The following is a 22,995-nucleotide window of genomic DNA, read 5'->3' on the forward strand; positions in this document are numbered from 1 at the left end:
GGCGGACGGGCCATGACGGACGCCGCTCCCCCCGCTGACGGCGCGCCGAGCGGGCCGCCGACGCGATCCGCTCCCGTCCGGCCGGCCGGCGCGGCGAGCGCTCCGGCCCAGGTGAACTGGACCAAGCTGTTCCTTGGCTTCGGAGCCATGGTCATCGGCCAGTTCATGGCCATCCTGGACATCCAGATCGTCGCGGCCTCGCTGCCCCAGATCCAGGCCGGCGTCGGCGCAAGCACCGATCAGGTCAGCTGGATCCAGACCGCCTATCTGATCCCCGAGGTCGTGATGATCCCGCTGTCGGGGTACCTTTCGCGGCTATGGGGCACCCAGAGGCTCTATCTGGCCTCGTGCCTGGGCTTCATCGTCATGAGCGTGCTGACGGGCCTCAGCTCATCGATCGACATGATGATCCTGACCCGCGCTTTGCAGGGCTTCATTGGCGGCGCGATGATCCCGACAGTGTTCGCCACCGCCTTCACCGCCTTCCCGCCCGAACGGCGGGTGACCGCCAGCGTGATCATGGGGCTGATCGTTACCCTGGCCCCGACCGTCGGCCCCACCCTGGGCGGCCATCTGACCGAGGCGCTGAGTTGGCGCTGGCTGTTCTTCATCAACGTGCCGACTGGCCTCCTCGTGCTGTTCGGCGTGGCCCGCTGGGGCGATTTCGACAAGGGCGATCCCAGCCTGGCCAAGGGTTTCGACTGGTTTGGCCTGATCGTCATGGCGATTTTCCTGATGAGCATGCAGTACGTGCTTGAGGAAGGCGCCAAGGACGACTGGTTCGACGACGCCGGCATCCTATGGCTGACCGTGGTGGCGGTTCTGGGCGGGGTGACCTTCATCTGGCGCCAGCTGACCTACAAAAATCCGATCGTCGAGCTGCGGGCCTTCGCCAACCGCAACTTCACCGTCGGCGTGATGATGACCGCCGTCTCGGGCGCCAGCCTGTTCGGCGGCACCTTCCTTCTGCCGCAGTTTCTGGGCCGGGTGCGCCACTATTCCGCGTCGGAGGTTGGCACGACGATGATCGTCTCGGGCCTGTCGATGTTCGCCACCGGCCCGCTGGCCGGCCGCCTGGTGCGCAAGATGGACCCCCGCGCGCCGATGTGCATCGGTTTCGCGCTGGCCGGCTTTGGCATGTACATGGCCCATGCCGTGACCAAGGACTGGGGTTTCTGGGAATTCGCGGGCGTCCAGGCGTGCCGGGGCGTCGGCGTGATGATCGCCATGATCGCCACCCAACAGATCACCATGAGCACCCTGCCCCCCCAGATGATCAAGAACGCGTCGGGCCTGGTGAACCTGTCGCGCAACACCGGCGGCGCCATCGGCCTGGCCTTGCTGGCGACCTCGATCACGCAGCAGACCGCGCTGTACTACAACGACCTGACCTCCAAGCTGACCCAGGGCGGCGCCGCGGCGGGCATGATGGCGGGCCTCGGCGAGCGGATGACGCAGCTAGGCGTCGCCGATCCGAGCGGCGCGGCGCGCAAGGCGATCGGGGGGATGCTGCAACAGCAAGCGACGGTGCTGGCGTTCGGCGACAGCTTCACTGTGCTGGCCATCGGCTGCTTCATCGCGGCCGGCGTGTCGCTGCTGGCCGCGCCGGTCAAGAACGCCCCTCCGCCCCCTTCGGACGCCCACTGATGCCGCGCGTTCCGGGACAGATCGATCAGGCCAAGACCGAGGCCATCCTCGACGCCGCCGTCGAGGTGATCGGAGAGCGAGGCCTGGCCGCGCCGATGGAGGCGATCGCCCGCCGCGCCGGGGTCTCCAAGCAGACGGTCTATAATCACTACGGCTCCAAGGCCGAATTGATGCGGGCTCTGATGCAACGGCGCGTGGAAGCGATCACCGCACCGCTCCGCGAGCCTGGCGCGGTCGAAAATCCGGCCGAGGCGCTCGAGGCCTATGCCCGCTCGGTGCTGGAGACGGTGATCACCACCAAGCGCTATTCGATGATGCGCGTGATTATCCTGGGCTCGGGCGAACTCCCCGACGTGGCCAAGGAGGTCTATGAAGCCGGTCCCCTCAGCGCCCGGCGCCAACTGGCCGCGTTCCTGAAGACCGAGACCGAGCTGGGCCGCCTGAAGGTCGAAGACTTCGACCAGGCCGCCGAGTTCTTTTCCGGCATGGTCATGGGCCACAGCCAGCTACGGTCGCTGCTGCGGCTGCCTTCCGAAAAGACCCAGGAAGAGTACGGCCGCCTCGCGAAGGAGGCGGCCGCCCGTTTCATGAAGGCCTATGCGCCGTAGCCGAGCGGCCCTCGTCCTTAGAGCGTGATAGCCGAAAGTGTGAGCGGTTTCGGCGATTATCACGCTCTAAATGTTTGATTTAGAGCCTTATCCGCTCGAATGATTCCATTCGAGCGGATAAGGCTCTAGGCAAGCTCAGGACGAGGCTTCGGTCCCGAAGGCTTACGCCTCGTCCGGCTCGGGCATCCCCATCATGTGGAAGCCGGCGTCGACGTGGACGACTTCGCCCGTGGTCGACTTGCCAAGATCCGAGACCAGCCACAGGGCGCAACCGGCGACGCCCTCCATGGAGGTGTCTTCCTTCATCGCCGAGAACGCGCGGCCCTGAGCGATCATGCCGCGGCCGCCCGAGATGCCGGCCAGGGCCAGGGTGCGCATGGCGCCGGCCGAGATGGCGTTGGCGCGGATGCCCTTGGGTCCCAGGTCGCGAGCGATATAGCGGGTCGAGGCCTCCAGGGCCGCCTTGGCCACGCCCATGGTGTTGTAGTTCGGGATGGTCCGCTCCGACCCCAGATAGGTCATGGTGATCAGCGAACCGCCGTTCGGCATCAGCTTGGAGGCGCGCTTGGCGATGTCCACGAAGCTGAAGGCCGAGATGTTCATGGCCAGCAGGAAGCCTTCGCGGGTGGTGTTGTCCACGAACGAACCCTTCAGTTCGTTCTTGTTGGCGAAGGCGACCGAGTGAACGACGAAGTCGAGGGTCCCGAAGACCTTCTCGATCTCGGCGAAGGCCGCGTCCATCGAGGCGTCGTCGGTGACGTCGGCCGGGATCATCGTCTTGACGCCGATGCTCTCGGCCAGCGGGCGCACGCGACGCTCCAGCTCTTCGCCCTGATAGGTGAAGGCCATCTCGGCGCCTTGGGCGGCCAGCTGGCTGGCGATGCCCCAGGCGATCGAGTTGTGGTTGGCCACGCCCATGACGAGGCCCTTCTTGCCCCGCATCAGCTCGCCCTTGGGGAACGCGTAATCGTCGGCCATGTGTCGGGCCCTCTTTGGAAAATCGTTGTCCGCCGAATAGCAGGGCGGGCGTGCTGGCGAAACCCGTCAGACCTTGCTGAAGATCAGGGTCCCGTTGGTGCCGCCGAAGCCGAAGCTATTGGACATCACCGTTTCCAGCGGCTTGTCGACGCGCTGACGCAGGATCGGCAGGTCGGCGAACTCGGGGTCCAGCTCCTCGATATGGGCGCTTTCGGCCGCGAAGCCGTTGTCGAGCATCAGGATCGAGTAGATGGCCTCCTGCGCCCCGGCCGCGCCCAGGCTGTGGCCGGTCAGGGACTTGGTCGAGGAGATCATCGGCGGCTTGTCGCCGAACACCTCGCGCACCGCGCCCATCTCCTTGCTGTCGCCGACCGGCGTCGAGGTGCCGTGCGGGTTCAGATAGTCGATGGTCCGGTTGCCCGCGTCGGCCATGGCCAGCTTCATGCAGCGCGCCGCGCCCTCGCCGGACGGCGCGACCATGTCGTAGCCGTCGGAATTGGCGGCGTAGCCGACCAATTCGCCGTAGATCTTGGCCCCGCGCGCCTTGGCGTGTTCGTACTCTTCCAACACCACGATCCCGGCGCCGCCGGCGATCACGAAGCCGTCCCGCGCCTTGTCATAGGCGCGGCTGGCCACCGCCGGGCGGTCGTTGAAGTTGCTGCTCATCGCGCCCATGGCGTCGAACAGGTTCGACAGGGTCCAATCCAGCTCCTCGCAGCCGCCGGCGAAGATGATGTCCTGCTTGCCCATCTGGATCTGCTCGGCGCCCGCGCCGATGCAGTGGGCGCTGGTCGCGCAGGCCGAGCTGATCGAATAGTTGATCCCGCGGATCTTGAACCAGGTCGACAGCACCGCCGAAGGTCCCGAGCTCATGGCCTTGGGCACGGCGAACGGTCCGATCCGCTTGGGGCCCTTCTCGCGGGTCGTGGCGGCGGCCTCGACGATGACGCGGGTCGAGGGACCGCCAGAGCCGACGATCAGGCCAGTGCGTTCATGGGAAATCTCGGCCTCCGACAGCCCAGAGTCGGCGATCGCCTGTTCCATGGCGATGTGGGCGTAGGCCGTGCCCGGCGCCAGGAAGCGCGACGCGCGACGGTCGACCATCGACTCCCACGCGATTTGGGGCGCGGCGTGAACCTGGCAGCGGAAGCCCAACTCGGCATATTCCGGAGCGGCGACCACGCCGGACTTGGCCTCGCGCAGCGAAGCCAGAACCTCGTCGGCGTTGTTGCCGATGGACGAGACGATACCCAGTCCGGTGACGACGACGCGTCGCATATCTTAAATCCTCTTCTCCCCTTCCATCCGTCAGGGGCCGGTTCTTTCGATCCTCGGGGCGCGGCGGTCGCCGAAACGGATATCCATCTTCGGCTGCCACGCTCTAAGGAACGACCGGTCTCGTCTAACGGATCAACCCATCTGTTCGGGCGTGAACAATCCGACCTTCAGGTCCTTGGTTTCGTAGATCACCTTGCCGTCGGCTTCCATCACGCCTTCGCCGATTCCCATGACGAGTTTGCGCAGGATGACCCGTTTCAGGTCGATCTTGTAGACAACCTTCTTCACGGCCGGCGTGACCTGGCCAGTGAACTTGACCTCGCCGACGCCCAGGGCGCGGCCGCGGCCGGGCGCGCCCGACCAGCCGAGGAAGAAGCCGACCAGCTGCCACATGGCGTCCAGGCCCAGGCAGCCGGGCATGACCGGATCGCCGATGAAGTGGCAATCGAAGAACCACAGGTCCGGGTTGATATCGAACTCGGCCTCGACATAGCCCTTGCCGTACTTGCCGCCCTCGGACTCGATCCGGACGATCCGGTCGAACATCAGCATCGGCGGCGCCGGCAACTGGGCGTTTCCGGGACCAAACAGCTCGCCTCGGCCGCAGGCCAGAAGTTCTTCGTAGGTGTAGGCGTTCTTCTGCATGAGGCACGCCCTAGCACGGGGTCGGGTCGGGCCTCAACGTTTCCCTGTCGTCCCCGTTTCGCGAGCAGGCGGGATCTCGCCTAATTCTTGTGGCACTGGACGGCCGGGTCGGCGCCCCAAATGTCGCTTTCCTTGGCCCAGCCGGCGGCGCCGTCGGCCCGCAGCTTGCACCAGCCCTTGTCGCACTTGTCGAGCGCCGCCACCGCGCGCCCCTTCAGATAGGCGGTCACCTTGGCGCCCTCCTTGGGCGATCCCAGCAGGGGCAGGGTCGTGGGCTGAACCCGCATCGCCGTGCGACGGCCGTCGGTCGTGCGCTTGTGCACCCAGGCCAGGCCGCCCTCGGGATCGCAAACCCGCCGCCATTCGCGCGTTTCGGCCACCACCTGAACCGGCATCCCCTTGGCGTGGTAGATCCACAGAAGTTGATGCGCCTCGTCCGGACCGTTTCGGGCGTTGACCTGGTCGTACTTCAACGAAACGTAACGCGGCACCTCGAGCCCCGACGGGGTGATCTTGGGGCCGTCCGCCCGGGCCGGACCGACGCCCAGCACGACGAAACCCGTCAGAAGCGCGCCGAAAGCGGCCTGGAACGAACGATGTTTCAAATTCGACGGCATGTTGCTTGGCCCCCTCGGGCCCCTTTGCTACAGCTTTTGAACGCCCGTCAGTGAGAGCTTTTCAAACCGCCCATGGCCGCCCGCAAGCTCAAAGTCATCGTCACCCGCAAACTCCCCGATCCGGTGGAGACGCGGATGTGCGAATTGTTCGACACGGAACTGAACGTTTCCGACAAACCCTTGACGGCCGATGAACTCGTCGACGCGATGAGCCGCGCCGACGTTCTGGTGCCGACGATCACCGATCGTATCGACTCGCGCCTTCTGTCGCGATCCGGCGACCGGCTCAAGCTGATCGCGAATTTCGGGGCCGGGGTCGACAATATCGACGTCGCCACGGCCAATGCGCGCGGCATCATCGTCACCAATACGCCGGGGGTTCTCACCGAGGACACCGCCGACCTGACCATGACCCTGATCATGGCCGCCTCGCGCCGGATCGTCGAAGGCGCCGAGGTCGTCAAGGCCGGCGGCTTCCAGGGCTGGGCGCCAACCTGGATGCTGGGTCGCCGCCTGTGGGGCAAGCGCCTGGGCATCATCGGCATGGGCCGCATCGGCCAGGCCGTGGCTCGCCGCGCCAAGGCCTTCGGGATGCAGGTCCACTACCATAACCGCAAGCCCGTCAGCCCGCGCATCGCCGAGGAACTGGGCTGCACCTATTGGGAAAGCCTCGACCAGATGCTGGCCCGGATGGACTTCGTGTCGGTCAACTGCCCGCACACTCCGGCCACCTATCACCTGCTGTCGGCCCGCCGGCTGAAGCTGCTGCGACCGCACGCCATCCTGGTCAACACCGCGCGCGGCGAGGTGATCGACGAAGGGGCGCTGGCCAATATGCTGGCCAAGGGCGAGATCGCCGGCGCGGGCCTGGACGTGTACGAACACGAGCCGGCCATCAACCCGAAGCTCCTGAAACTGCCCAACGTGGTCCTGCTGCCGCACATGGGCTCGGCGACGGTCGAGGGCCGCGTCGACATGGGCGAGAAGGTCATCGTCAATGTGAAGACCTTCATGGACGGCCACCGGCCGCCGGACCGGGTGATCCCGGCGATGCTCTGAGGGCTTGAGCCCTCAGCGTGTCCGCATTCCCGCGGCCATCCGACCGAAGACCTCGCGCAGGGCCTCGGCCATCTCGGATCCGACGCCGGCCCGCTCGAGGGCGCGGCCCATCGCGTCGGTCCACTGCCGCGCCAACTCCGCGTCGATCGGCATCGCCCGGTGCAGCGACATCATGCAGACCCCCGGCCGCGCGGCGAACCAGTCGCGCGGCCCGCCCAGCCAACCGGTCAGAAACCCCGCCAACGAAGCGCGCATCGGGGCCAGGTCCAGCGCATGGATGGACCTGAGGCGCGCATAGGCCGGATCCACGTCCATTAGGTCATAGAAGGCCTCGACCACCGCCTGCACGCGGGCCGAGCCGCCGATCTGGTCGAACGGCGTCTCGTCCGCCTGAGTTTCCACGTCGCTCATCGGGGCCGCATGTCGCCGGTCTCGATGAACCGCTGATGCCAGGCGAAGGCCTCGGCCAGGAGGGTCGGGGACTGCTGGCCATACGAGTCGCGCCGGGCGCGGATCAGGTAGTCCTTCAGGGCGGGCCGGTAGTCCGGGTGCGAGCAGTTCTCGATGATGACCTCGGCCCGCTGGCGGGGCGAGAGCCCGCGCAGGTCGGCCAGGCCCTGTTCGGTGACCAGGATCTGGACGTCCTGGTTGATGTGATCGACGTGCGGGGTCTTGGGCACGATCGTCGAGATCTTGCCGCCCTTGGCGACCGAAGGGGCCATAAAGATCGAGACATAGGCGTTGCGGGCGAAGTCCCCGCTGCCGCCGATCCCGTTCTGGATGCGCGAGCCCATCAGGTGGGTGGAGTTCACCGCCCCGTGGATATCGGCCTCGATCATGCCGTTCATGGCGATGCAGCCCAGCCGCCGGATCAACTCAGGATGGTTGCTGATCTCCTGCGGCCGCAGGACCAGGCGATCGCGGAAGCGCGCCATGTCGGCGTTCAGGGTCGCCGCCGCTTCGGGGCTCAGCGAGAAGGCGGTGGCCGAGGCGGTCAGCAGCTTGCCCGACTCCATCAGGTCCAGCATCCCGTCCTGCAGCACCTCGGTATAGGCGGTCATGCCCTCGAACGGCCCGTCGACCAGGCCCGCCATCACGGCATTGGCGATGTTGCCGACGCCCGACTGCAAGGGCAGCAGACTGGCCGGCAGACGACCGCGCGCGACCTCGTGGCGGAAGAATTCCAGCAGATGGCCGGCGATGGCGCGGTGGTCCTCGCCCGGGGCGTCGAACGGCAGATTGCGATCGGGCGCGTCGGTCTCGACCACCGCCACGACCTTGTCCGGATCGCAGCGGAAATAGGCCTCGCCGATGCGGTCGTCGGGGCGGACCAGCGGGATCGGTACGCGGCTCGGCGGCAGGGCCGTGCCGTAGTAGATGTCATGCATCCCTTCCAGCGCCGGGTTCTGCCAACGGTTCACCTCGAGGATCACCTTCGAGGCGCGGTCGATCCAGGTCTTGTTGTTTCCCACGGACGACGACGGGATCAGGGAGCCGTCGGGCCGGACGCCGCTGACCTCGATGATGGCCGTGTCCAACGGCCCCAGGAAGCCTTGCCAGGCCATCGGCGCGACTTGGCTGAGGTGCATGTCGAAATAGTCCATCTCGCCGCGATTGATCTTCTCGCGCGCGATGGGGTCGGAATTGTAGGGCAGTCGGAACTCTATGCCGTCGGCCTTGGCCAGCGCGCCGTCCAATTCCGGCCCGGTCGAGGCGCCGGTCCAGACCCGCAGACGGAAGGGGTCGCCCGCCGCGTGCGCGGCCTCGATCCGGCGCGCCAGGGCCATCGGCGCGGCCTTGGGATAGCCCGAGCCGGTGAAGCCGCTCATGCCCACCGTCTCGCCCGGGGCGATCAGGGCGGCGGCGGCCTCGGCCGGCATTACCTTGGCCTTCAGGGCCTCCAGTCCGATCCGCGAACCACTCATCTCGACGCCTCCCTCTGAGAACGAGGCGACCTAGACCGTCCAAGGTCTCTTGTCTTGATCCGTAGAAACGCGGAGCCGCCGTCAAGAAGCCGGATGGGCCGCCAGCCAGGTCTCCAGATCGGCGCGCGAGCGGTCCGGAATCTGCTCCATCGGCACATGGCCGACCCTCGGATAGAGGATGAGGGTGGCGCCGGGTATGGCCTGACGGAACTTCTCGCCATCGGCGGCGGGGATCAGCCGGTCGTCCTCGCCGAACATCACCAGGGTAGGCGCGTGGATCGCCGCCAGCGCCGAGGCGGTCGCCTCGCGCCGGGGTCCAGCCTGCAGACCCATCATGATGTCGCGATGGCCCGGCGCGCGGGACAGTTCGACATATCGGTCGACCAAGGCCGGCGTCACCAGCTTGGGATCGACATAGGCCGCGCGCAGCCCCTGGGTGATCAAGGGCCGGATGTCGAGATCGCGCATCACCCGACGGCCGACCGGATTGCCCAGGACTCGAAAGACCATGGCCCCGCCCTTGTCGGTCCTTGGCCACCCCGCCGCGTCGACCAGGATCAGGCGGCGCACCCGGTCCGGATGGTCAACGGCGTAGGCCCAGGCCACGGCGCCGCCCATCGAGTTGCCGCCGAGGGTAAAGCGCTCCAGGCCCAGCCGCCGGGTCAACTGGTCGACCACCGTCTCGAAGCCGTCCCGCCCCACCGCGTAGCCTTCGGAGGTTCGGGTCAGGCCGTGACCAGGCAGATCGAGCACCACCACCCGATAGGTTTTGGACAGCTTATCGGCCCAGGCGTCCCAGGCGTGCGTCGAGGCGGCGAAGCCGTGGACCAGCACCAGCGCCGGCGCGTCGCGCGGCCCCAGGTCCCGGTAGTGCGCCCGCACCCCGCCCGGCAGGTCCATGTAGCGGGAATCCGCGTAGCCATACCGCGCTTCGAGCGTCGCATAGGGAATGTCCGGACGGCGCAGCAACAGCCATCCCGCCGCCGCCAGCCCGGCGATCAGCAGAAGCGTGGTGATCAGTCCCCTGGCCAGCGCCCTCATCTCGCCTCCCCGCGATCTGGACATCGCTGTCAGACGTCAACGAACGCCGTTCTTTCGCGATCGTCAAGCCGCGCACGAAGGACAATGCGGATCGGCGCCGATCCGGACGGTCCGGCTCTCGGCGGAAAGGGCGTCATGGATCAGAAGCTTGCCCGACAAGGGCTCGCCCGCGCCGGTGATCAGCTTGACGGTCTCCAGCGCCATCATCGACCCGATGATCCCGGCCAAGGCGCCGACCACACCGACCAAGGCGCAGGTCTCGGCGTCGGGCGGAACCTGCGGCACCAGGCAGCGATAACAGGGCTTGCCGTGGAACACACCGACCTGGCCGGCCCAACGGCCCAAGGCTCCACTGACCAGCGGCTTTCCTCGCGCGACACACGCATCGCTGACGGCGAAGCGGGTGGCGAAATCGTCGGTGCCGTCCAGGACGAGGTCATACCGCGCCACGAGCTCGTCGGCGTTGGCGGCGTCGAACCATACCGGATGGGGCTCGACCCGGACATGGGGGTTCAGCGCCTCCAGCCGGTCGACCGCCGCCTCGACCTTGGGCCGGCCGACGTCGCCGGTCGCGTACAACACCTGGCGCTGCAGGTTTGACAGCGACACCGCGTCGGGATCGACGAGGCCGATGGTCCCGACCCCCGCCGCGGCCAGATAGAGCGACGCCGGCGCGCCGAGCCCCCCCGCCCCGACCACCAGAACCCTGGCGGCCTTCAGTTTCTGCTGACCTGGACCGCCGACCTCGCGCAGCACCAGATGGCGGGCGTAGCGCTCGACTTCGCTTTCCGAAAAACTCATGGCGCTTGACCCTCCGACCCGGCCTCGCCACATGCGAAGCCATGCAAAGTTCGACTTCCTTCCCCGCCAGCTCTTTTCCCGACTGGCACGGCACGACCATTCTGGCGGTGCGCAAGAACGGTCAGACCGTGATCGCCGGCGACGGACAGGTCTCCATGGGCCAGACCGTCGTCAAGGGCAACGCCCGCAAGGTCCGTCGTCTGGCCGGCGGCAAGGTGGTGGCGGGGTTCGCCGGCGCCACGGCCGACGCCTTCACGCTCATCGAGCGTTTGGAAGCTAAACTGGAGCAGTATCCCGACCAACTGGCCCGGGCCTGCGTCGACCTGGCCAAGGACTGGCGCACCGACCGCTACCTGCGTCGGCTGGAGGCCATGCTGCTGGTCGCCGACAAGACCGCCATCTACACCGTCACCGGCGTCGGCGACGTGCTGGAACCGGGCGAGAGCGGCGACGGAAACGCGGTGGCGGCCATCGGCTCGGGCGGCAACTACGCCCTGGCGGCGGGCAAGGCCTTGATCGATCAGGATCTTTCGGCCGAGCAGATCGCCCGCAAGGCGATGGGCATCGCCGCCGAGATCTGCGTCTACACCAACGGCAACCTGACCGTCGAAAGCCTGTAATGACCGAGTTTTCGCCCCGCGAGATCGTCTCCGAGCTGGACCGCTACATCGTCGGCCACGCCGAGGCCAAGAAGGCTGTCGCCGTGGCTTTGCGCAACCGCTGGCGCCGCCGCCGCGTACCGGCCGACCTGCGCGACGAGGTGACGCCGAAGAACATTCTGCTGATCGGTCCGACCGGCGTCGGCAAGACCGAGATCGCTCGTCGTCTAGCCAAGCTCGCCCAGGCTCCATTCCTGAAAGTCGAGGCCACCAAGTTCACCGAGGTCGGCTATGTCGGCCGCGACGTCGACCAGATCGTCCGCGACCTCGTCGAAAGCGCGCTGGCCATGGTCCGCGACAAGCGCCGGGCCTCCGTCCGCGCCAAGGCCGAGGCCGCCGCCGAGGAGCGGATCCTCGACGCGCTCACCGGCCCCGGCTCGACCGCCGCCCGCGAGGCCTTCCGCAAGAAGATCCGCGCCGGCGAGCTGGACGACAAGGAAATCGAGCTGCAGTTGGCCGACAGCGGCGGCCAGACCTTCGAGATTCCGGGCCAGCCGGGCGCGGCGGTGTTCAACCTGTCAGACATGATGAAGTCGCTGGGCGGCGGACGCACCAAGACCCACAAGACCACCGTCTCGGCCGCCTGGACTCCGCTGATCGCCGAGGAAAGCGACAAGCTGCTGGACCAGGAGGCCCTGACGCAGGAAGCCCTGGAGCTGGCCGAGAACCACGGCATCGTCTTCCTGGACGAGATCGACAAGGTCGCCAGCTCCTCGCAACGCTCGGGCGCGGACGTCTCGCGCGAAGGCGTGCAGCGGGACCTCTTGCCACTGATCGAGGGCACGACCGTCTCGACCAAGTACGGGCCGGTGAAGACCGACCACATCCTGTTCATCGCCTCGGGCGCCTTCCACGTGGCCAAGCCGTCGGACCTGCTGCCCGAACTGCAGGGCCGCCTGCCAATCCGCGTGGAGCTGAAAGGTCTCTCCCGCGACGACATGCGCCGGATCCTGACCGAGCCGGAAGCCAACCTGATCCGTCAGCATCAGGCGCTGATGGCGACCGAGGACGTCGCGCTCGCCTTCACCGACGAGGCGATCGACGCCCTGGCCGACGCGGCCGTGGCCGTGAACGCCTCGGTCGAGAACATCGGCGCCCGCCGCTTGCAGACGATCATGGAAAAGGTGGTCGAGGAGATCAGCTTCACCGCCGCCGACCGGGGCGGCGAGACCGTGACCATCGACAAGGCCTATGTGACCGAGCGGGTCGGGGCGCTGGCGGCGAACGCGGATCTGAGCCGGTTTATTCTTTAAACGGAAACCTTCTCCCTCGGGGAGAAGGCGGGACCCGCGCCGCAGGCGTGGGGGGATGAGGGGTTAAAGCGGTCGACGGGCCATCCCCTCACCCTCCCATCGCTCCGCGATGGGCCCCGCCCTCTCCCTCTGGGAGAGGGTGTCTTTGGACCGCCTCCATCCCCAAAATCGCCGCCTTGCGGGCTAGCCCCCAGTGATACCCCGTAAGCTTGCCGCTCTTGGCGATGGCGCGGTGACAGGGGATCAGCAGCGAGATCGGATTGGCGCCGATCGCGCCCCCGGTCGCCTGGAACGCGCGGGGCTTGCCGGCCCAGGACGCTACTTGGCCATAGGTGGCCGTCTCGCCCGCCGGAATGTTCAAGAGCGCCTTCCAGACCTGGATGTGGAACGGCGAGCCGATCAGCACCACCGGCAACGGCCCCGCCCCGCCCGCGAAGGCGCGCAGGGCCATGCCTTGGGCGGCCGCGTCGTCCCGGATCCAGTCGGCGGCGGGGAAGCGGCGGTGCATGTCGGCGAAGGTCGCCGCGTCGTCGCCGTCCGAAAAGGCCAGGCCCGCCAGGCCCCGCTCGGCGATCACGAACAGGCCCCGGCCGAACGGCGTCGGCGCCCAGCCCCAGCGTAATCGCATCCCCGCTCCGCGCCGACGCACGTCGCCGGGCGTCGCCGCCTCCTGGGCGATGAACAGGTCGTGCAGACGCGAAGGCCCCGAGAGGCCCGCGTCGAAGGCCGCGTCCAGCACCGTGCCGCCGGCTTCCAGCGACCGCCGGGCCTCGGCATGGGCGATCGCGGACACGAAGCTCTTGGGGCTGACCCCCGCCCAGCGGGTGAAGATGCGCTGAAAGTGGAACGGCGACAGGCCCACGGCCTGGGCGGCCTCGTCGAGCGAGGGATGTTCGGACCACCGCTCGGCCAGCCAGTCCAGGGCCTTGGCCATGCGGTGATAGTCGACCGAGCGTTCGGCTAGACGAAGCAATTCCTCGCTCGCGGCGGACAGATTGGGGGCGTCGTAGGCCATGCTCACAGGCTAGGGCCCTTCCAGATCGAGCGCCGCCCGGTTCTTGCGGTCATGACCACCGCTCGTTCCGGGCCGCGCGAATGGCCTCCCGCAGGGCGTCGGCGAAGTCCATCCGGGCGTCCGGGCTGAGCGCCCGCCCCACGGTCAGGCGACGGCGGTGGATCATCAGGCGCACGCGGGTGTCGTGCTCGCCGGGCTGGTCGACCTCCACCCGGGTGAAGGCGGTCGGCGAGGTCCAGATGGTTCGCGCGCCCTTCTCGTCCTCGCGGCTAACGGTGACGGCCTCGGCGGTGACATGGACCCGCTCGATACGCCGCGCGGCGCGGGCGCTGGCCCGCAGCGCCAGCCAGATCCCCAGCACGTCCAGGCCCAGGAACGGCAGCACCACGGGCGCGTGCAGAACCAGCAGGAACAGCGCCACCAAGGCATTGAAGGCGATGACGATCCCAAGCACGACCTTCATGCCCCGATCGCTCAGCGACCGGTTCGGGGTGATCTGGGCGTCCATGTAGATCGGCGCGGTCATCGCTCGGGAATTTAGGGATCCGCGCCGCGCTTGGCGAGGCGTCCTTCTTGGCGAGATCGGCGCATCACGGCATGGTCGCGCCGATGGCCAAGTCCCCTGTCCCGAAGAAGAAGCCCGCCGCCAAGCGGATCAGCCCCGCCGAGCGCGAGCGCGTCGAGATCCTGTTCCGCAGGTTCGAAAGCCTGGATCTGCATCCCAAGACCGAGCTCAACTATTCCAACCCCTACGAGCTGGTCACCGCCGTGGCCCTGTCGGCCCAGGCCACCGACATTCAGGTCAACAAGGCGACCGGCCCGCTGTTCCAGGTCGCCGACAGCGCCGAGAAGATGCTGGCGCTCGGCGAAGAGGGCCTGATCAAATACATCGCCTCGATCGGCCTCTTCCGCACCAAGGCCAAGAACGTCATCGCCGCCGCCCACATCCTGATGGACAAGCACGGCGGCCAGGTCCCGCTGAACCGCGCCGATCTCGAGGCCCTGCCGGGCGTTGGCCGCAAGACCGCGTCCGTCGTGCTGAACGAACTGGACATCGAACCGGCCATCGCCGTCGATACCCACGTCTTCCGCGTCTCGCACCGGCTGAAGCTGTCGAAAGGCAAGACGCCCGACGCGGTCGAGCAGGACCTGATGCGGATCGTGCCCGGCCCCTACCAGACCCGCGCGCACCACTGGCTGATCCTGCACGGGCGCTATGTCTGCGTGGCGCGAAAGCCGAAGTGCGAGGTCTGCAAGATCAGCGATCTTTGTCCGTCGCGGGAGCTTTTTCTGGGGGCGTAGGCCTGCTCGGTTCCTCCCCGCGACGCGGGGGGCAGCTTGTCTTAACTACCCGATCGCCCGCATCACCGCCGCCGCGAAGGCCGCGCCATGGTCGTGGGCGTGTTCGAGGAAGAGGTCCGGCTCGATGGCCTCCAGCTCCATCAGCCGAGGCGTATGGTCCAGCCCCCGGATCAGGTCGACGCGGGCATAAGTCAGGTCGCTAGGCGCGGCGCTCAGCACCATCTCGGCGGCGCGCAGGGCCTCGGGCTCGGGGGCGATCTCGCTGACCCGACCGCCGAACCGCGGCTGGACGCGGAAATCGCCCTCGACCGCCACCTTGGCCACCGCGTGGCTGAAATGACCGTCGAAATAGAACAGCGACAGCTCGCCCTCTTCGCCCACCGCCGGCAGGAACGGCTGGATCAGCGCCGGACCGCCGGGACAGCCGTCCAGCGCGCCATGACGCTTGATCCGGACGGTGTCGCGCGCGCCGGCCGAGACCTGCGGCTTGACCACCAGCTCCTCCACGCCAAAGGCGTCGAAAGCCGCCGCGATCGCCTCGGGCGTGAGCTTGTCGTGCGCGTGGGTCGGCACGACCGGCGCGCCGCGCTCGGCCAGTTCGAGCAGATAGGTCTTGGTCGAATTCCAACGCAGCACCGAGACGGGATTGGCGACGCGGACGCCGTCGCGCTCCAGCCGGTCGAGGACGCCGAACCACTCGGCCTCGCGACCGTGATAGCCCCAGGCCAGGGACGGCGTGACCAGCCGCGCGCGGCCCTTGTCGAACGCTTCCGTCCAGGGCTGGGCCTCGACGGTCAGGCCCCGCGCGCGCAGCGGCGCGGCCAGGCGCTCGAACTGCGGGCGCCAGCTGTCCTCGGGCCGGGGGTCGTCACGGGCGGGGACCAGGATCAGGACGTCGATCATCGGTTTGCTCATGCTGGGCGGGAATTGGCGGCTAGAATGTCGCGGTCCGCGAGGCAAGCCTTGCGTTGCCTTGGACGGCCACTTCCTTTAATCGCCTGCTGTTTGCGCCTTTCGGCCCGTTCTTTCAAAGGTTTGCTCCGCTCCATGACCGCGCTTTACGACGTCGCCGGCATCGGCAACGCCATCGTCGATGTCATCGCCCAGTGCGACGACGCCTTCCTGGAGAGGGAGGGCCTGACGAAAGGCGCGATGGCCCTGATCGATCCGGCGCGCGCGGCCAGCCTGTATGAGGCCATGGCGGCGGGCATCGAGGCCTCGGGCGGCAGCGTCGCCAACACCATGGCCGGCATCGCCAGCTTCGGCGGCAAGGCCGCCTATATCGGCAAGGTCGCCGACGACCAGCTCGGCCGGGTTTTCCGCCACGACATGAAGGCGATCGGCTGCGCCTTCACGACGCCGCCGCTGGCCGAGGGACCGGCCACGGCCCAGAGCCTGATCAATGTGACCGCTGACGCCCAGCGCACCATGTCCACCTATCTGGGCGCCTGCGTCGAGCTGACGTCCGCCGACGTCGACCCCGAAATCATCGAGGCGGCCCAGATCTCGTATCTGGAAGGCTATCTGTTCGATCCGCCCGAAGCGCGCCGCGCCTTCGCCAAGGCCGCCGCCCTGGCCCACGGCGCCGGGCGCAAGATCGCCATGACCCTGTCCGACAGTTTCGTGGTCGACCGCCACCGCTCGGCCTTGCTCGGCTTCGTCGAAACCCAGTGCGACATCGTCTTCGCCAACGCGAGCGAGGTCTGCGCGCTGTTCGAGACCACCGACTTCGAAGAGGCCGTCAAGGCTTTGGCCGATCGCTGCGAGATCGCCGCCGTTACCCGCAGCGAAAAGGGCTCGGTGGTGGTCGCCAACGGGCAGTTGCATGAAATCTCGGCCTATCCGGTCGAAAAAGTCGTGGACACGACCGGCGCGGGCGACCAATACGCGGCGGGTTTCCTCTACGGCCTTTCCCAGGGCCGCCCGCTGCCGGTCTGTGGCCAGCTGGGCAGCCTGGCCGCCGCCGAGGTGATCGACCACTACGGTCCGCGTCCGCAGGTCTCCCTGCGCGCGCTGGCCCAGAAGAACGGACTTTAGAACTCAGATGGCCCGCACCGCTGAAGTGGTCCGCGAGACGAAGGAGACCCAGATCCGGGTCTGGATCGATCTCGACGGGACCGGCGCCTCGACGATCTCCACCGGCATTGGTTTCTACGACCATATGCTGGAGAGCTTCGCGCGCCACGGCGGCTTCGACCTGAAGGTCGAGACCAAGGGTGACCTGCACATCGACATGCACCACACGGTCGAGGACACCGGCATCGTGCTGGGCCTGGCGGTGAACAAGGCGCTGGACGGCTTCAAGGGCATCCGGCGCTTCGGCTCGGCCTATATCCCGATGGACGAGACCCTGACGCGCTGCGCCATCGACCTCTCGAACCGCCCGTACCTGGTCTGGAAGGTCGAGTTCAAGCGCCCCAAGGTCGGCGAGATGGACACCGAGCTCTTCAAGGAGTTCCACCACGCGTTCGCGATGAACAGCGGGGCGTGCGTGCATCTGGAGACGCTGTACGGCGACAACACCCACCACGTCGCCGAAAGCGGCTTCAAGGCCCTGGCCCGGGCGCTGCGTCAGGCGGTCGAGATCGACCCGAAGACCGGCGGCCAGGCTCCGTCCACCAAGGGCGTGCTGTAAGGACACTCCATGCAGACCGTCGCCCTGATCGACTACGGGTCGGGCAACCTGCGTTCGGCCGAGAAGGCCCTGCGTGAGGCGGCCCGCCGCCGCGCGCTCGACGCCGACATCGTCGTCACCGCCGATCCCGACCTTGTCGCCAAGGCCGATCGCGTCTTCCTGCCCGGCGTCGGGGCCTTCGCGTCCTGCCGCGCCGGCCTGGACGCCACCGGCGTCTACGAGGCGATGAACCAGGCCGTGCACGGCCGGGGCGTGCCCTTCATGGGCATCTGCGTCGGCCACCAGCTCCTGGCCACCGAGGGCCTGGAGTTCGGCGTCACGCCCGGTCTCGACTGGATCGCAGGCCAGGTGAAGAAGCTCGAACCCGCCGATCCGTCGCTGACCATCCCGCACATGGGCTGGAACGCCATCGCCTTCACCCGCGCTCATGCCCTGTTCGCGGGCATCGAGGACGGCGCCCACATGTACTACGCCAATTCGTTCGCCCTGACGCCTTCCAACCCGGAAGATGTCGTCGCGACAACCGACCACGGCGGACCGTTCACGGCCGCGGTGGCCAAGGACAATGTCGCGGGCGTACAGTTTCACCCCGAAAAATCACAAGCCTCAGGGCTCGCCCTGCTCGCCAACTTCCTGGAATGGCGCCCATGATCCTCTATCCCGCCATCGACCTGAAGGACGGCCAGTGCGTGCGCCTGCTGCACGGCGACATGGAGAAGGCCACGGTCTTCAACACCTCGCCGGCCGACCAGGCCCAGCGCTTCGTCAAGGACGGCTTCTCGTGGCTGCACGTCGTTGACCTGAACGGCGCCATCGAGGGGAAGTCGGTCAATACCGCCGCCGTCGAGCATATCCTGGAGTCGATCTCGATCCCGGTGCAGCTGGGCGGCGGCATCCGCACGCTGGAAGGCGTCGAGGCCTGGATCGAGGCGGGCGTCTCGCGCGTCATCCTCGGCACCGTCGCGGTGCACGACCCGGAACTGGTCAAGAAGGCCGCCCGCCTGTGGCCCGAGCAGATCGCCGTGGCCGTCGACGTCCGCGACGGCAAGGTCGCGGTCGACGGCTGGACCGGCCTGTCGGATCTGGACGCCATCACCCTGGGCAAGCGCTTCGAGGACGCGGGCGTCGCGGCCCTGATCGTCACCGACATCAGCCGCGACGGCGCCCTGACCGGCGTCAATGTCGAGGGCGTGGGCGAGCTGGCCGACGCGGTCTCGATCCCGGTCATCGCCTCGGGCGGCGTCGCCTCGGTGGCCGACATCGAGCGGCTGAAGGCCCGCAAGGGCGTCGAGATCGCCGGCGCGATCCTGGGCCGCTCGCTCTATGCCGGCACGATCAAGCCGGCCGAAGCCCTGATCGCGGCGGCCGCCTGATGCTGAAGACCCGGATCATTCCCTGCCTCGACGTGAAGGATGGGCGGGTGGTCAAGGGGGTCAACTTCGTCTCCCTGCGCGACGCCGGCGACCCGGTGGAGCAGGCTCGGGCGTATGACGCGGCCGGCGCGGACGAGTTGATGTTCCTCGACATCACCGCCTCGAGCGAGGGCCGGGGCCTGATCCTGGACGTCATTTCGCGCACCGCCGAGGTCTGCTTCATGCCCGTCTCGGTGGGCGGCGGCGTTCGGCAGGTCTCGGACATGCGCCGCCTGCTGCTGGCCGGCGCCGACAAGGTCTCGGTCAACACCGCGGCCGTCGAGAACCCCGACCTGATCGCCGGTGGCGCCGACGCCTTCGGAGCCCAGTGCGTGGTCGTGGCCATCGACGCCAAGGCCCGCCAGGACGGCTCGGGCTGGAACGTCTGGACCTATGGCGGCCGCAAGGACACCGGCATCGACGTGGTCGAATGGGCCGCCAAGGTGGTCGAGCGCGGCGCGGGCGAGATCCTGCTGACCTCGATGGACCGCGACGGCGCCAAGATCGGCTACGACATCCCGCTGCTGAAGGCCGTCACGGCCGAGGTCACCGTGCCGGTGATCGCCTCGGGCGGCGCGGGCAATACCGAGCACCTGGTGGAAGCCGCCCGCGACGGCCACGCCGCCGCCGTGCTGGCCGCCTCGATCTTCCACTTCGGCGAGATCTCGATCGGCGAGGCCAAACGGGCCATGGCCGAGGCCGGCATCCCCGTGCGTCTCGACGCCCTGAAGGAAGTCGCATGAGCCAGCGCCTGACCGACGTGCTGCAACGCCTGTCCGCCACGATCGAGGCCCGCAAGGGCGGCGATCCGGCGGTGTCCTATACCGCCAAGCTGCTGAACGATCCGGCCCTGGCCGCCAAGAAGCTGGGCGAGGAAGCCGTCGAGACGGTGATCGCCGCCGTGGCCCAGGGCCCGGATGCCTTGGCCGCCGAAAGCGCCGACCTGCTCTACCACTGGCTGGCCCTGATGGCCGCTTCCGGCGTCCCGCTGGACGCCGTGGCCGAGAAGCTGGAAGCTCGCGAGGGGACCTCGGGCATCGCCGAGAAGGCGTCGCGGAAGGGCTAGACCCGCCGCTTCAGCGCCACGTACAGCGCCCCCTCGCCGCCGTGGCGGCGGTCGGCGGTGGAGACGCCGGCGATCATTTCGCGCAGGGAGGGATCGGCCAGCCATTCGGGCGTGCGGGTGCGCAGGACGCCCTGCCCCACCTTGCCCTTGCCGGTGATCACCAGCACCGCCCGGTGGCCCTGGCTGAACGCGCGGCGGATGAAGGCCTCCAGCGTCGCGCGAGCCTGGTCCTGGTCGAGGCCGTGCATGTCCAGCCGCGCGCCGATCGGGTCGCGCTCCTTGACGATCCGCAGTTTGCGATTGGGCTCGATATGGCCCGCCGGGCCCTTGAGCGGCTTCGGCGCGGGGACCTTCAGATCCTCCGGATCCAGCCGCAGCGGCGCGATCGAGACCAGGCGCGTCGGCGGATCGGCGGGCAAGGCGGTGTCGGCCTTCAAAGACGGCCGGATCCGCGCCTTGGACCGCATCTTCTCGGGTTTCACCGGCGCGCGCGGCGTCACCGTCGACGCGACGAGCTTCCAGAGTCGCCTGTCGTCGTCCGGGCCGGGTGGCGGCTTCCTGGCCACGTCAGGATCGCGGAGTCGGCACGAGCCGATAGAGCCGCAGCGCGTGGCGCACGCGCCCGGCCTCGGCGCCGGCCGCGTCGCCCGTGCCCATATAGAGGTCGGCCCGGACGTCGCCCTTGATCGCGCCGCCGGTGTCCAGCGCCATGGCCAGACGGCGATAGGCCGGGAAGGCGCCCGATAGCTTGGGCGTCGCGGCGTCCAACCAGTAGAGGCCTCCCATCGCGTGGCGGCTGGGATCGACGGCGATGGCGCGGCCAGGCGGCAGCGATACGCCGGCCGAGCCGACCGGCTCCTTGCCGTCGTCCGGCGTTGTCCGGAAGAACACATAGCGCGGGTTCAGCCGCATGATCGCGTCGGCCTCGGGGCCGCGATGGGCGGCCAGCCAGGATCGGATCGCCTCGCCCGAGGTGTTGTTGTCGGGCAGCAGGCCCTTGTCGCGCAGGGCGCTGGCGATGCCGACGAACGGCTTGCCATTCGTGCCGGCGAAGACCGCCCGCACCCGGCGCCCGTCCGGCAAGACCAGCACGCCCGAACCCTGGATCTGCAGAAAGAACAGGTCCTCGGGCCGCATCCAGGCCAGGGGCTTGTCGGTCGGGACCGCCTCGATCTCGCCGCGGTCTGGATAGGGGACGAAGGTCGGTCCTTCGACATGGCCGGTGATCTTCTTGCCCACGAACGCCGGATCGAAGGGGCCAAGATCCACAACGGCCAGGTCGGAGGGCAAACCCCGCATCGGGGCCGAGAACTCGGCGTTGCGCGACATGCGCGCGTCGTAGCGAGGGGCGAAATAGGCGGTCAGCAAGCCCTCGTCGCCGACCGGCTCGGGCCGGAAATTGGCCTCCAAAAACGCCCGCGCGCCCGGCTCGTCCTGGATTACCGTCGCCTTGGCCAAGCCGCAGACCCGGGCCATGGCCGGTTCCTTGGCTACGCCGCAGCCCGCGCGAAAAGCGTTCAAGGCCGCCAGGTGGTCTTCCTCGCTCCAGCCCGTCAGGCCGGAGAACGACAGAGCGGGCGAAGTCGAAGGCGAAGGCGCGGGCGGCGAAACGGTCGCTGGGGGCGGAGCGACGGCTCCCGAGCTCGCGGACGGCGGCGGCGCCGTACTCGCGCAGGCGCTCAGCAGCATGGCCGCCAGGGCCAGCGGCGCAACGGCGCCGGGAACGGCGATACGACGAGTCATTACGCCTCGGCGGCGGCGACGAACGCCAGGCGCCAGTTCGGATTGGCGCTCTTGACCTCGCGCTCGAAGGTCCAGAGCTCCGCCGTGCGACGGTCGTCGACGCCCTCGCCGCGCTCGTCCTTGGTGCGGGTGCGGACCTCGGCCAGGATGCGCACCACGGCCTTGGCGACGTCCCCGATCACATCGACCTTTTCGAGATCCAGGCGCGGCGCGGTCAGGAACTCGACCTTCTCGGCGCGGCCGGCGGTCTCGCGGGCCGCCATGGCCTGCTCGAAATTGTCCATGACTTCCTGGACCAGAAGCGGCTTCAGCGTCTCGCGGTCGCCGGCGGCGTAGGCCGTGACGATCTGCTCGTAGGCCGAGCGCGCGCCGGAGAGGAACTTGTCCGGGTCGAAGTCCGGCTGCTTGGCCTTCAACGTGGCCACGCCCTCGATCGCGTGTCCCGGGTTGGCTTGCGGCGCGGGACTGGGCGAGCCCGGAATCGCCCCAGCGGGCGCGTCCTCGGGCTGACGCCCCACCCGGCGGCCCAGGGTGGCGTAGAGCTGGTACAGGACGACGGCGGCGACGGCCGCGAGGAACAGGATCTGGAGCACTTCAGGGTCCGGCGGCGGGCTTTCGAGCCCTTGGGATGGTGTCTATATAGGCGAGAGACGCTCTTCCGTCAGGCGCCTGGCGTTGCGCCAGAACAGCCCGCATGGTAGCAGCGCCCACCTTTTCTCAGGCGTTCTAGCCGCCGATTACGGATTTTATCCTAATGACCGACACCACCGCCCCCAATGGTACCCCTGGGGCGACCCCGGAAGGCGCCGAGGCCGGCCAAGCGGGCATCCGCATCCTGGCCCAGTTCGTCCGCGACTTCTCGTTTGAAAATCCCCTGGCGCCCGACAGCCTGCGGGCTGGCGCGACCCAGCCGGCCATCGACATGGGCGTTGAGATGAACGCCCGGGGCCGTCCAGACGGTCTGTTCGAAGTGGACCTGAAGCTGTCGGCCCGCGCCCTGCGCGAGGAGCAGGCGGTGTTCCACGTCGAGGTGGTCTATGGCGGCCTGTTCCACATCGAAGGCGTCAGCCAGGAAGATCTGGAGCCGGTGCTGCTGATCGAGTGCCCTCGCTTCCTGTTCCCCTATGCCCGTCGTCTGATTTCGGACGTCACGGCCGAGGGCGGCTTCCCGCCGTTCCTGATCGACCCGATCGACTTCGCCGGCGTCTACGCCGCGCGCAAGGCCCAGGCCGAAACCGGCGGCGTGGTCGGCAACGCCTGAGGCGTTGGAGCAAAGTGATCCGAGAGGGGCTCGGCCGAAAGGCTGGGCCC

General features: G+C 68.2%; 27 protein-coding genes. 13 read left to right on the forward strand and 14 right to left on the reverse strand.

The features are described 5' to 3' along the window. Positions 1-12: 12 nt before the first annotated feature. Positions 13-1,647: a DHA2 family efflux MFS transporter permease subunit gene (locus FCU40_RS03485; protein WP_168072951.1), complete on the forward strand. Its 1,635-nt coding sequence runs from the start codon at positions 13-15 to the stop codon at positions 1,645-1,647. Next, on the forward strand, positions 1,647-2,255 hold the full coding sequence (locus FCU40_RS03490) for a TetR/AcrR family transcriptional regulator (protein ID WP_004617431.1): 609 nt from the start codon (positions 1,647-1,649) through the stop codon (positions 2,253-2,255). The genes FCU40_RS03485 and FCU40_RS03490 overlap by 1 nt, the downstream gene beginning before the upstream one ends. A gap of 162 nt (positions 2,256-2,417) precedes the next feature. On the opposite strand, the gene FCU40_RS03495 is transcribed toward FCU40_RS03490, so the two are convergent. The 4 genes from FCU40_RS03495 to FCU40_RS03510 all read right to left on the reverse strand — a co-directional run bounded on the left by FCU40_RS03495 (position 2,418) and on the right by FCU40_RS03510 (position 5,773). Next, positions 2,418-3,233 carry an enoyl-ACP reductase gene (locus FCU40_RS03495; protein WP_168072953.1) on the reverse strand — a complete coding sequence of 272 codons (816 nt, stop codon included), beginning with the start codon at positions 3,231-3,233 and terminating at the stop codon, positions 2,418-2,420. Positions 3,234-3,299: 66 nt separating this feature from the next. Beyond that, positions 3,300-4,511 (reverse strand): beta-ketoacyl-ACP synthase I, encoded by a 1,212-nt coding sequence (gene fabB / locus FCU40_RS03500; protein WP_168072955.1) that lies wholly within the window; start codon positions 4,509-4,511, stop codon positions 3,300-3,302. Positions 4,512-4,643: 132 nt separating this feature from the next. After that, entirely contained in the window at positions 4,644-5,156 is a 513-nt protein-coding gene (gene fabA, locus FCU40_RS03505; RefSeq protein ID WP_004617438.1) for a 3-hydroxyacyl-[acyl-carrier-protein] dehydratase FabA, read from the reverse strand. A gap of 80 nt (positions 5,157-5,236) precedes the next feature. Beyond that, positions 5,237-5,773: an SH3 domain-containing protein gene (locus tag FCU40_RS03510; protein ID WP_004617440.1), complete on the reverse strand. Its 537-nt coding sequence runs from the start codon at positions 5,771-5,773 to the stop codon at positions 5,237-5,239. Positions 5,774-5,845: 72 nt separating this feature from the next. Here FCU40_RS03510 and FCU40_RS03515 point away from each other — a divergent pair, with 72 nt between their 5' ends. Next, on the forward strand, positions 5,846-6,832 hold the full coding sequence (locus tag FCU40_RS03515) for a D-glycerate dehydrogenase (protein WP_004617442.1): 987 nt from the start codon (positions 5,846-5,848) through the stop codon (positions 6,830-6,832). A gap of 12 nt (positions 6,833-6,844) precedes the next feature. Here the strand turns inward: FCU40_RS03515 and FCU40_RS03520 are convergent, their stop codons facing one another. From FCU40_RS03520 to moeB, 4 genes are all read right to left on the reverse strand, one after another. Next, positions 6,845-7,243 carry a group II truncated hemoglobin gene (locus FCU40_RS03520; RefSeq protein ID WP_168072956.1) on the reverse strand — a complete coding sequence of 133 codons (399 nt, stop codon included), beginning with the start codon at positions 7,241-7,243 and terminating at the stop codon, positions 6,845-6,847. Beyond that, positions 7,240-8,757, reverse strand: coding sequence for an acetyl-CoA hydrolase/transferase family protein (locus FCU40_RS03525; protein WP_168072958.1), 1,518 nt, complete (start codon positions 8,755-8,757; stop codon positions 7,240-7,242). The genes FCU40_RS03520 and FCU40_RS03525 overlap by 4 nt, the downstream gene beginning before the upstream one ends. Before the next feature lie 81 nt (positions 8,758-8,838). Then, positions 8,839-9,798 carry an alpha/beta fold hydrolase gene (locus FCU40_RS03530; protein ID WP_168072960.1) on the reverse strand — a complete coding sequence of 320 codons (960 nt, stop codon included), beginning with the start codon at positions 9,796-9,798 and terminating at the stop codon, positions 8,839-8,841. A 63-nt stretch (positions 9,799-9,861) separates the two neighbouring features. After that, positions 9,862-10,599 (reverse strand): molybdopterin-synthase adenylyltransferase MoeB, encoded by a 738-nt coding sequence (gene moeB, locus FCU40_RS03535; protein ID WP_168072962.1) that lies wholly within the window; start codon positions 10,597-10,599, stop codon positions 9,862-9,864. A 5-nt stretch (positions 10,600-10,604) separates the two neighbouring features. Here moeB and hslV point away from each other — a divergent pair, with 5 nt between their 5' ends. Both hslV and hslU read left to right on the forward strand, forming a co-directional pair. Beyond that, positions 10,605-11,219, forward strand: a complete 615-nt coding sequence (gene hslV / locus FCU40_RS03540; protein WP_165570579.1) for an ATP-dependent protease subunit HslV — start codon at positions 10,605-10,607, stop codon at positions 11,217-11,219. Further along, positions 11,219-12,511 (forward strand): ATP-dependent protease ATPase subunit HslU, encoded by a 1,293-nt coding sequence (gene hslU, locus FCU40_RS03545; protein WP_168072964.1) that lies wholly within the window; start codon positions 11,219-11,221, stop codon positions 12,509-12,511. Before hslV ends, hslU begins: the two co-directional genes overlap by 1 nt. Positions 12,512-12,599: 88 nt before the next feature. On the opposite strand, the gene FCU40_RS03550 is transcribed toward hslU, so the two are convergent. Further along, on the reverse strand, positions 12,600-13,532 hold the full coding sequence (locus tag FCU40_RS03550) for a methylated-DNA--[protein]-cysteine S-methyltransferase (RefSeq protein WP_168072966.1): 933 nt from the start codon (positions 13,530-13,532) through the stop codon (positions 12,600-12,602). Between the two features lie 43 nt (positions 13,533-13,575). Beyond that, the gene (locus tag FCU40_RS03555) at positions 13,576-14,052 is read right to left on the reverse strand and encodes a DUF2244 domain-containing protein (protein ID WP_168072968.1); all 477 of its coding nucleotides are present in this window, start codon (positions 14,050-14,052) and stop codon (positions 13,576-13,578) included. 71 nt (positions 14,053-14,123) lie between these two features. Here FCU40_RS03555 and nth point away from each other — a divergent pair, with 71 nt between their 5' ends. Next, a complete protein-coding gene (nth, locus tag FCU40_RS03560) occupies positions 14,124-14,828 on the forward strand; it encodes an endonuclease III (protein WP_168073031.1) in 705 nt (234 codons plus the stop codon). 45 nt (positions 14,829-14,873) lie between these two features. Here the strand turns inward: nth and FCU40_RS03565 are convergent, their stop codons facing one another. Then, complete coding sequence (locus FCU40_RS03565; protein WP_168072970.1) at positions 14,874-15,731, reverse strand: transporter; 858 nt, start codon at positions 15,729-15,731, stop codon at positions 14,874-14,876. 144 nt (positions 15,732-15,875) lie between these two features. On the opposite strand from FCU40_RS03565, the gene FCU40_RS03570 reads away from it, so the two are divergent. Genes FCU40_RS03570 through FCU40_RS03595 form a run of 6 tightly spaced genes read left to right on the forward strand, consistent with a single transcriptional unit; the run spans position 15,876 to position 19,941 of the window. After that, entirely contained in the window at positions 15,876-16,865 is a 990-nt protein-coding gene (locus FCU40_RS03570; RefSeq protein WP_168072972.1) for an adenosine kinase, read from the forward strand. Positions 16,866-16,872: 7 nt separating this feature from the next. Beyond that, the gene (hisB, locus tag FCU40_RS03575) at positions 16,873-17,463 is read left to right on the forward strand and encodes an imidazoleglycerol-phosphate dehydratase HisB (protein ID WP_168072974.1); all 591 of its coding nucleotides are present in this window, start codon (positions 16,873-16,875) and stop codon (positions 17,461-17,463) included. A 9-nt stretch (positions 17,464-17,472) separates the two neighbouring features. Then, positions 17,473-18,114 (forward strand): imidazole glycerol phosphate synthase subunit HisH, encoded by a 642-nt coding sequence (hisH, locus tag FCU40_RS03580; protein ID WP_168072976.1) that lies wholly within the window; start codon positions 17,473-17,475, stop codon positions 18,112-18,114. Next, complete coding sequence (hisA, locus tag FCU40_RS03585) at positions 18,102-18,836, forward strand: 1-(5-phosphoribosyl)-5-[(5-phosphoribosylamino)methylideneamino]imidazole-4-carboxamide isomerase (protein ID WP_168072977.1); 735 nt, start codon at positions 18,102-18,104, stop codon at positions 18,834-18,836. The genes hisH and hisA overlap by 13 nt, the downstream gene beginning before the upstream one ends. Continuing rightward, complete coding sequence (gene hisF / locus FCU40_RS03590; protein ID WP_168072979.1) at positions 18,836-19,618, forward strand: imidazole glycerol phosphate synthase subunit HisF; 783 nt, start codon at positions 18,836-18,838, stop codon at positions 19,616-19,618. The genes hisA and hisF overlap by 1 nt, the downstream gene beginning before the upstream one ends. Next, entirely contained in the window at positions 19,615-19,941 is a 327-nt protein-coding gene (locus FCU40_RS03595; protein WP_004618205.1) for a phosphoribosyl-ATP diphosphatase, read from the forward strand. Before hisF ends, FCU40_RS03595 begins: the two co-directional genes overlap by 4 nt. On the opposite strand, the gene FCU40_RS03600 is transcribed toward FCU40_RS03595, so the two are convergent. The 3 genes from FCU40_RS03600 to timA are packed head-to-tail and all read right to left on the reverse strand — an operon-like array spanning position 19,938 to position 22,277. Further along, positions 19,938-20,507 (reverse strand): Smr/MutS family protein, encoded by a 570-nt coding sequence (locus FCU40_RS03600; RefSeq protein WP_168072980.1) that lies wholly within the window; start codon positions 20,505-20,507, stop codon positions 19,938-19,940. The genes FCU40_RS03595 and FCU40_RS03600 overlap by 4 nt on opposite strands. 1 nt (position 20,508) lies before the next feature. Then, positions 20,509-21,684, reverse strand: a complete 1,176-nt coding sequence (locus FCU40_RS03605) for an MltA domain-containing protein (RefSeq protein WP_168072981.1) — start codon at positions 21,682-21,684, stop codon at positions 20,509-20,511. After that, entirely contained in the window at positions 21,684-22,277 is a 594-nt protein-coding gene (timA, locus tag FCU40_RS03610; RefSeq protein WP_168072982.1) for a TIM44-related membrane protein TimA, read from the reverse strand. Before timA ends, FCU40_RS03605 begins: the two co-directional genes overlap by 1 nt. A gap of 161 nt (positions 22,278-22,438) precedes the next feature. Here timA and secB point away from each other — a divergent pair, with 161 nt between their 5' ends. Beyond that, the gene (gene secB, locus FCU40_RS03615; protein WP_168072983.1) at positions 22,439-22,945 is read left to right on the forward strand and encodes a protein-export chaperone SecB; all 507 of its coding nucleotides are present in this window, start codon (positions 22,439-22,441) and stop codon (positions 22,943-22,945) included. The last annotated feature ends 50 nt before the right edge of the window (positions 22,946-22,995 follow it).

Origin of the sequence: Caulobacter sp. SSI4214 (assembly GCF_012184455.1) — a bacterium.
GTDB lineage: Bacteria > Pseudomonadota > Alphaproteobacteria > Caulobacterales > Caulobacteraceae > Caulobacter > Caulobacter vibrioides_E.

What these genes read in the sequence shown, in the direction of transcription:
- fabB (WP_168072955.1), bottom strand. Translation starts at nt 4,511, where the DNA reads ATGCGACGCGTCGTCGTCACCGGACTGGGTATCGTCTCGTCCATCGGC.
- FCU40_RS03595 (WP_004618205.1), top strand. Translation starts at nt 19,615, where the DNA reads ATGAGCCAGCGCCTGACCGACGTGCTGCAACGCCTGTCCGCCACGATC.
- secB (WP_168072983.1), top strand. Translation starts at nt 22,439, where the DNA reads ATGACCGACACCACCGCCCCCAATGGTACCCCTGGGGCGACCCCGGAA.
- hisB (WP_168072974.1), top strand. Translation starts at nt 16,873, where the DNA reads ATGGCCCGCACCGCTGAAGTGGTCCGCGAGACGAAGGAGACCCAGATC.
- FCU40_RS03525 (WP_168072958.1), bottom strand. Translation starts at nt 8,757, where the DNA reads ATGAGTGGTTCGCGGATCGGACTGGAGGCCCTGAAGGCCAAGGTAATG.
- fabA (WP_004617438.1), bottom strand. Translation starts at nt 5,156, where the DNA reads ATGCAGAAGAACGCCTACACCTACGAAGAACTTCTGGCCTGCGGCCGA.
- moeB (WP_168072962.1), bottom strand. Translation starts at nt 10,599, where the DNA reads ATGAGTTTTTCGGAAAGCGAAGTCGAGCGCTACGCCCGCCATCTGGTG.
- nth (WP_168073031.1), top strand. Translation starts at nt 14,124, where the DNA reads ATGGTCGCGCCGATGGCCAAGTCCCCTGTCCCGAAGAAGAAGCCCGCC.
- FCU40_RS03555 (WP_168072968.1), bottom strand. Translation starts at nt 14,052, where the DNA reads ATGACCGCGCCGATCTACATGGACGCCCAGATCACCCCGAACCGGTCG.
- FCU40_RS03510 (WP_004617440.1), bottom strand. Translation starts at nt 5,773, where the DNA reads ATGCCGTCGAATTTGAAACATCGTTCGTTCCAGGCCGCTTTCGGCGCG.
- FCU40_RS03520 (WP_168072956.1), bottom strand. Translation starts at nt 7,243, where the DNA reads ATGAGCGACGTGGAAACTCAGGCGGACGAGACGCCGTTCGACCAGATC.
- FCU40_RS03515 (WP_004617442.1), top strand. Translation starts at nt 5,846, where the DNA reads ATGGCCGCCCGCAAGCTCAAAGTCATCGTCACCCGCAAACTCCCCGAT.
- FCU40_RS03485 (WP_168072951.1), top strand. Translation starts at nt 13, where the DNA reads ATGACGGACGCCGCTCCCCCCGCTGACGGCGCGCCGAGCGGGCCGCCG.
- hisA (WP_168072977.1), top strand. Translation starts at nt 18,102, where the DNA reads ATGGCGCCCATGATCCTCTATCCCGCCATCGACCTGAAGGACGGCCAG.
- FCU40_RS03530 (WP_168072960.1), bottom strand. Translation starts at nt 9,798, where the DNA reads ATGAGGGCGCTGGCCAGGGGACTGATCACCACGCTTCTGCTGATCGCC.
- FCU40_RS03490 (WP_004617431.1), top strand. Translation starts at nt 1,647, where the DNA reads ATGCCGCGCGTTCCGGGACAGATCGATCAGGCCAAGACCGAGGCCATC.
- hisH (WP_168072976.1), top strand. Translation starts at nt 17,473, where the DNA reads ATGCAGACCGTCGCCCTGATCGACTACGGGTCGGGCAACCTGCGTTCG.
- FCU40_RS03495 (WP_168072953.1), bottom strand. Translation starts at nt 3,233, where the DNA reads ATGGCCGACGATTACGCGTTCCCCAAGGGCGAGCTGATGCGGGGCAAG.
- FCU40_RS03605 (WP_168072981.1), bottom strand. Translation starts at nt 21,684, where the DNA reads ATGACTCGTCGTATCGCCGTTCCCGGCGCCGTTGCGCCGCTGGCCCTG.
- FCU40_RS03565 (WP_168072970.1), bottom strand. Translation starts at nt 15,731, where the DNA reads ATGATCGACGTCCTGATCCTGGTCCCCGCCCGTGACGACCCCCGGCCC.
- hslU (WP_168072964.1), top strand. Translation starts at nt 11,219, where the DNA reads ATGACCGAGTTTTCGCCCCGCGAGATCGTCTCCGAGCTGGACCGCTAC.
- FCU40_RS03570 (WP_168072972.1), top strand. Translation starts at nt 15,876, where the DNA reads ATGACCGCGCTTTACGACGTCGCCGGCATCGGCAACGCCATCGTCGAT.
- hisF (WP_168072979.1), top strand. Translation starts at nt 18,836, where the DNA reads ATGCTGAAGACCCGGATCATTCCCTGCCTCGACGTGAAGGATGGGCGG.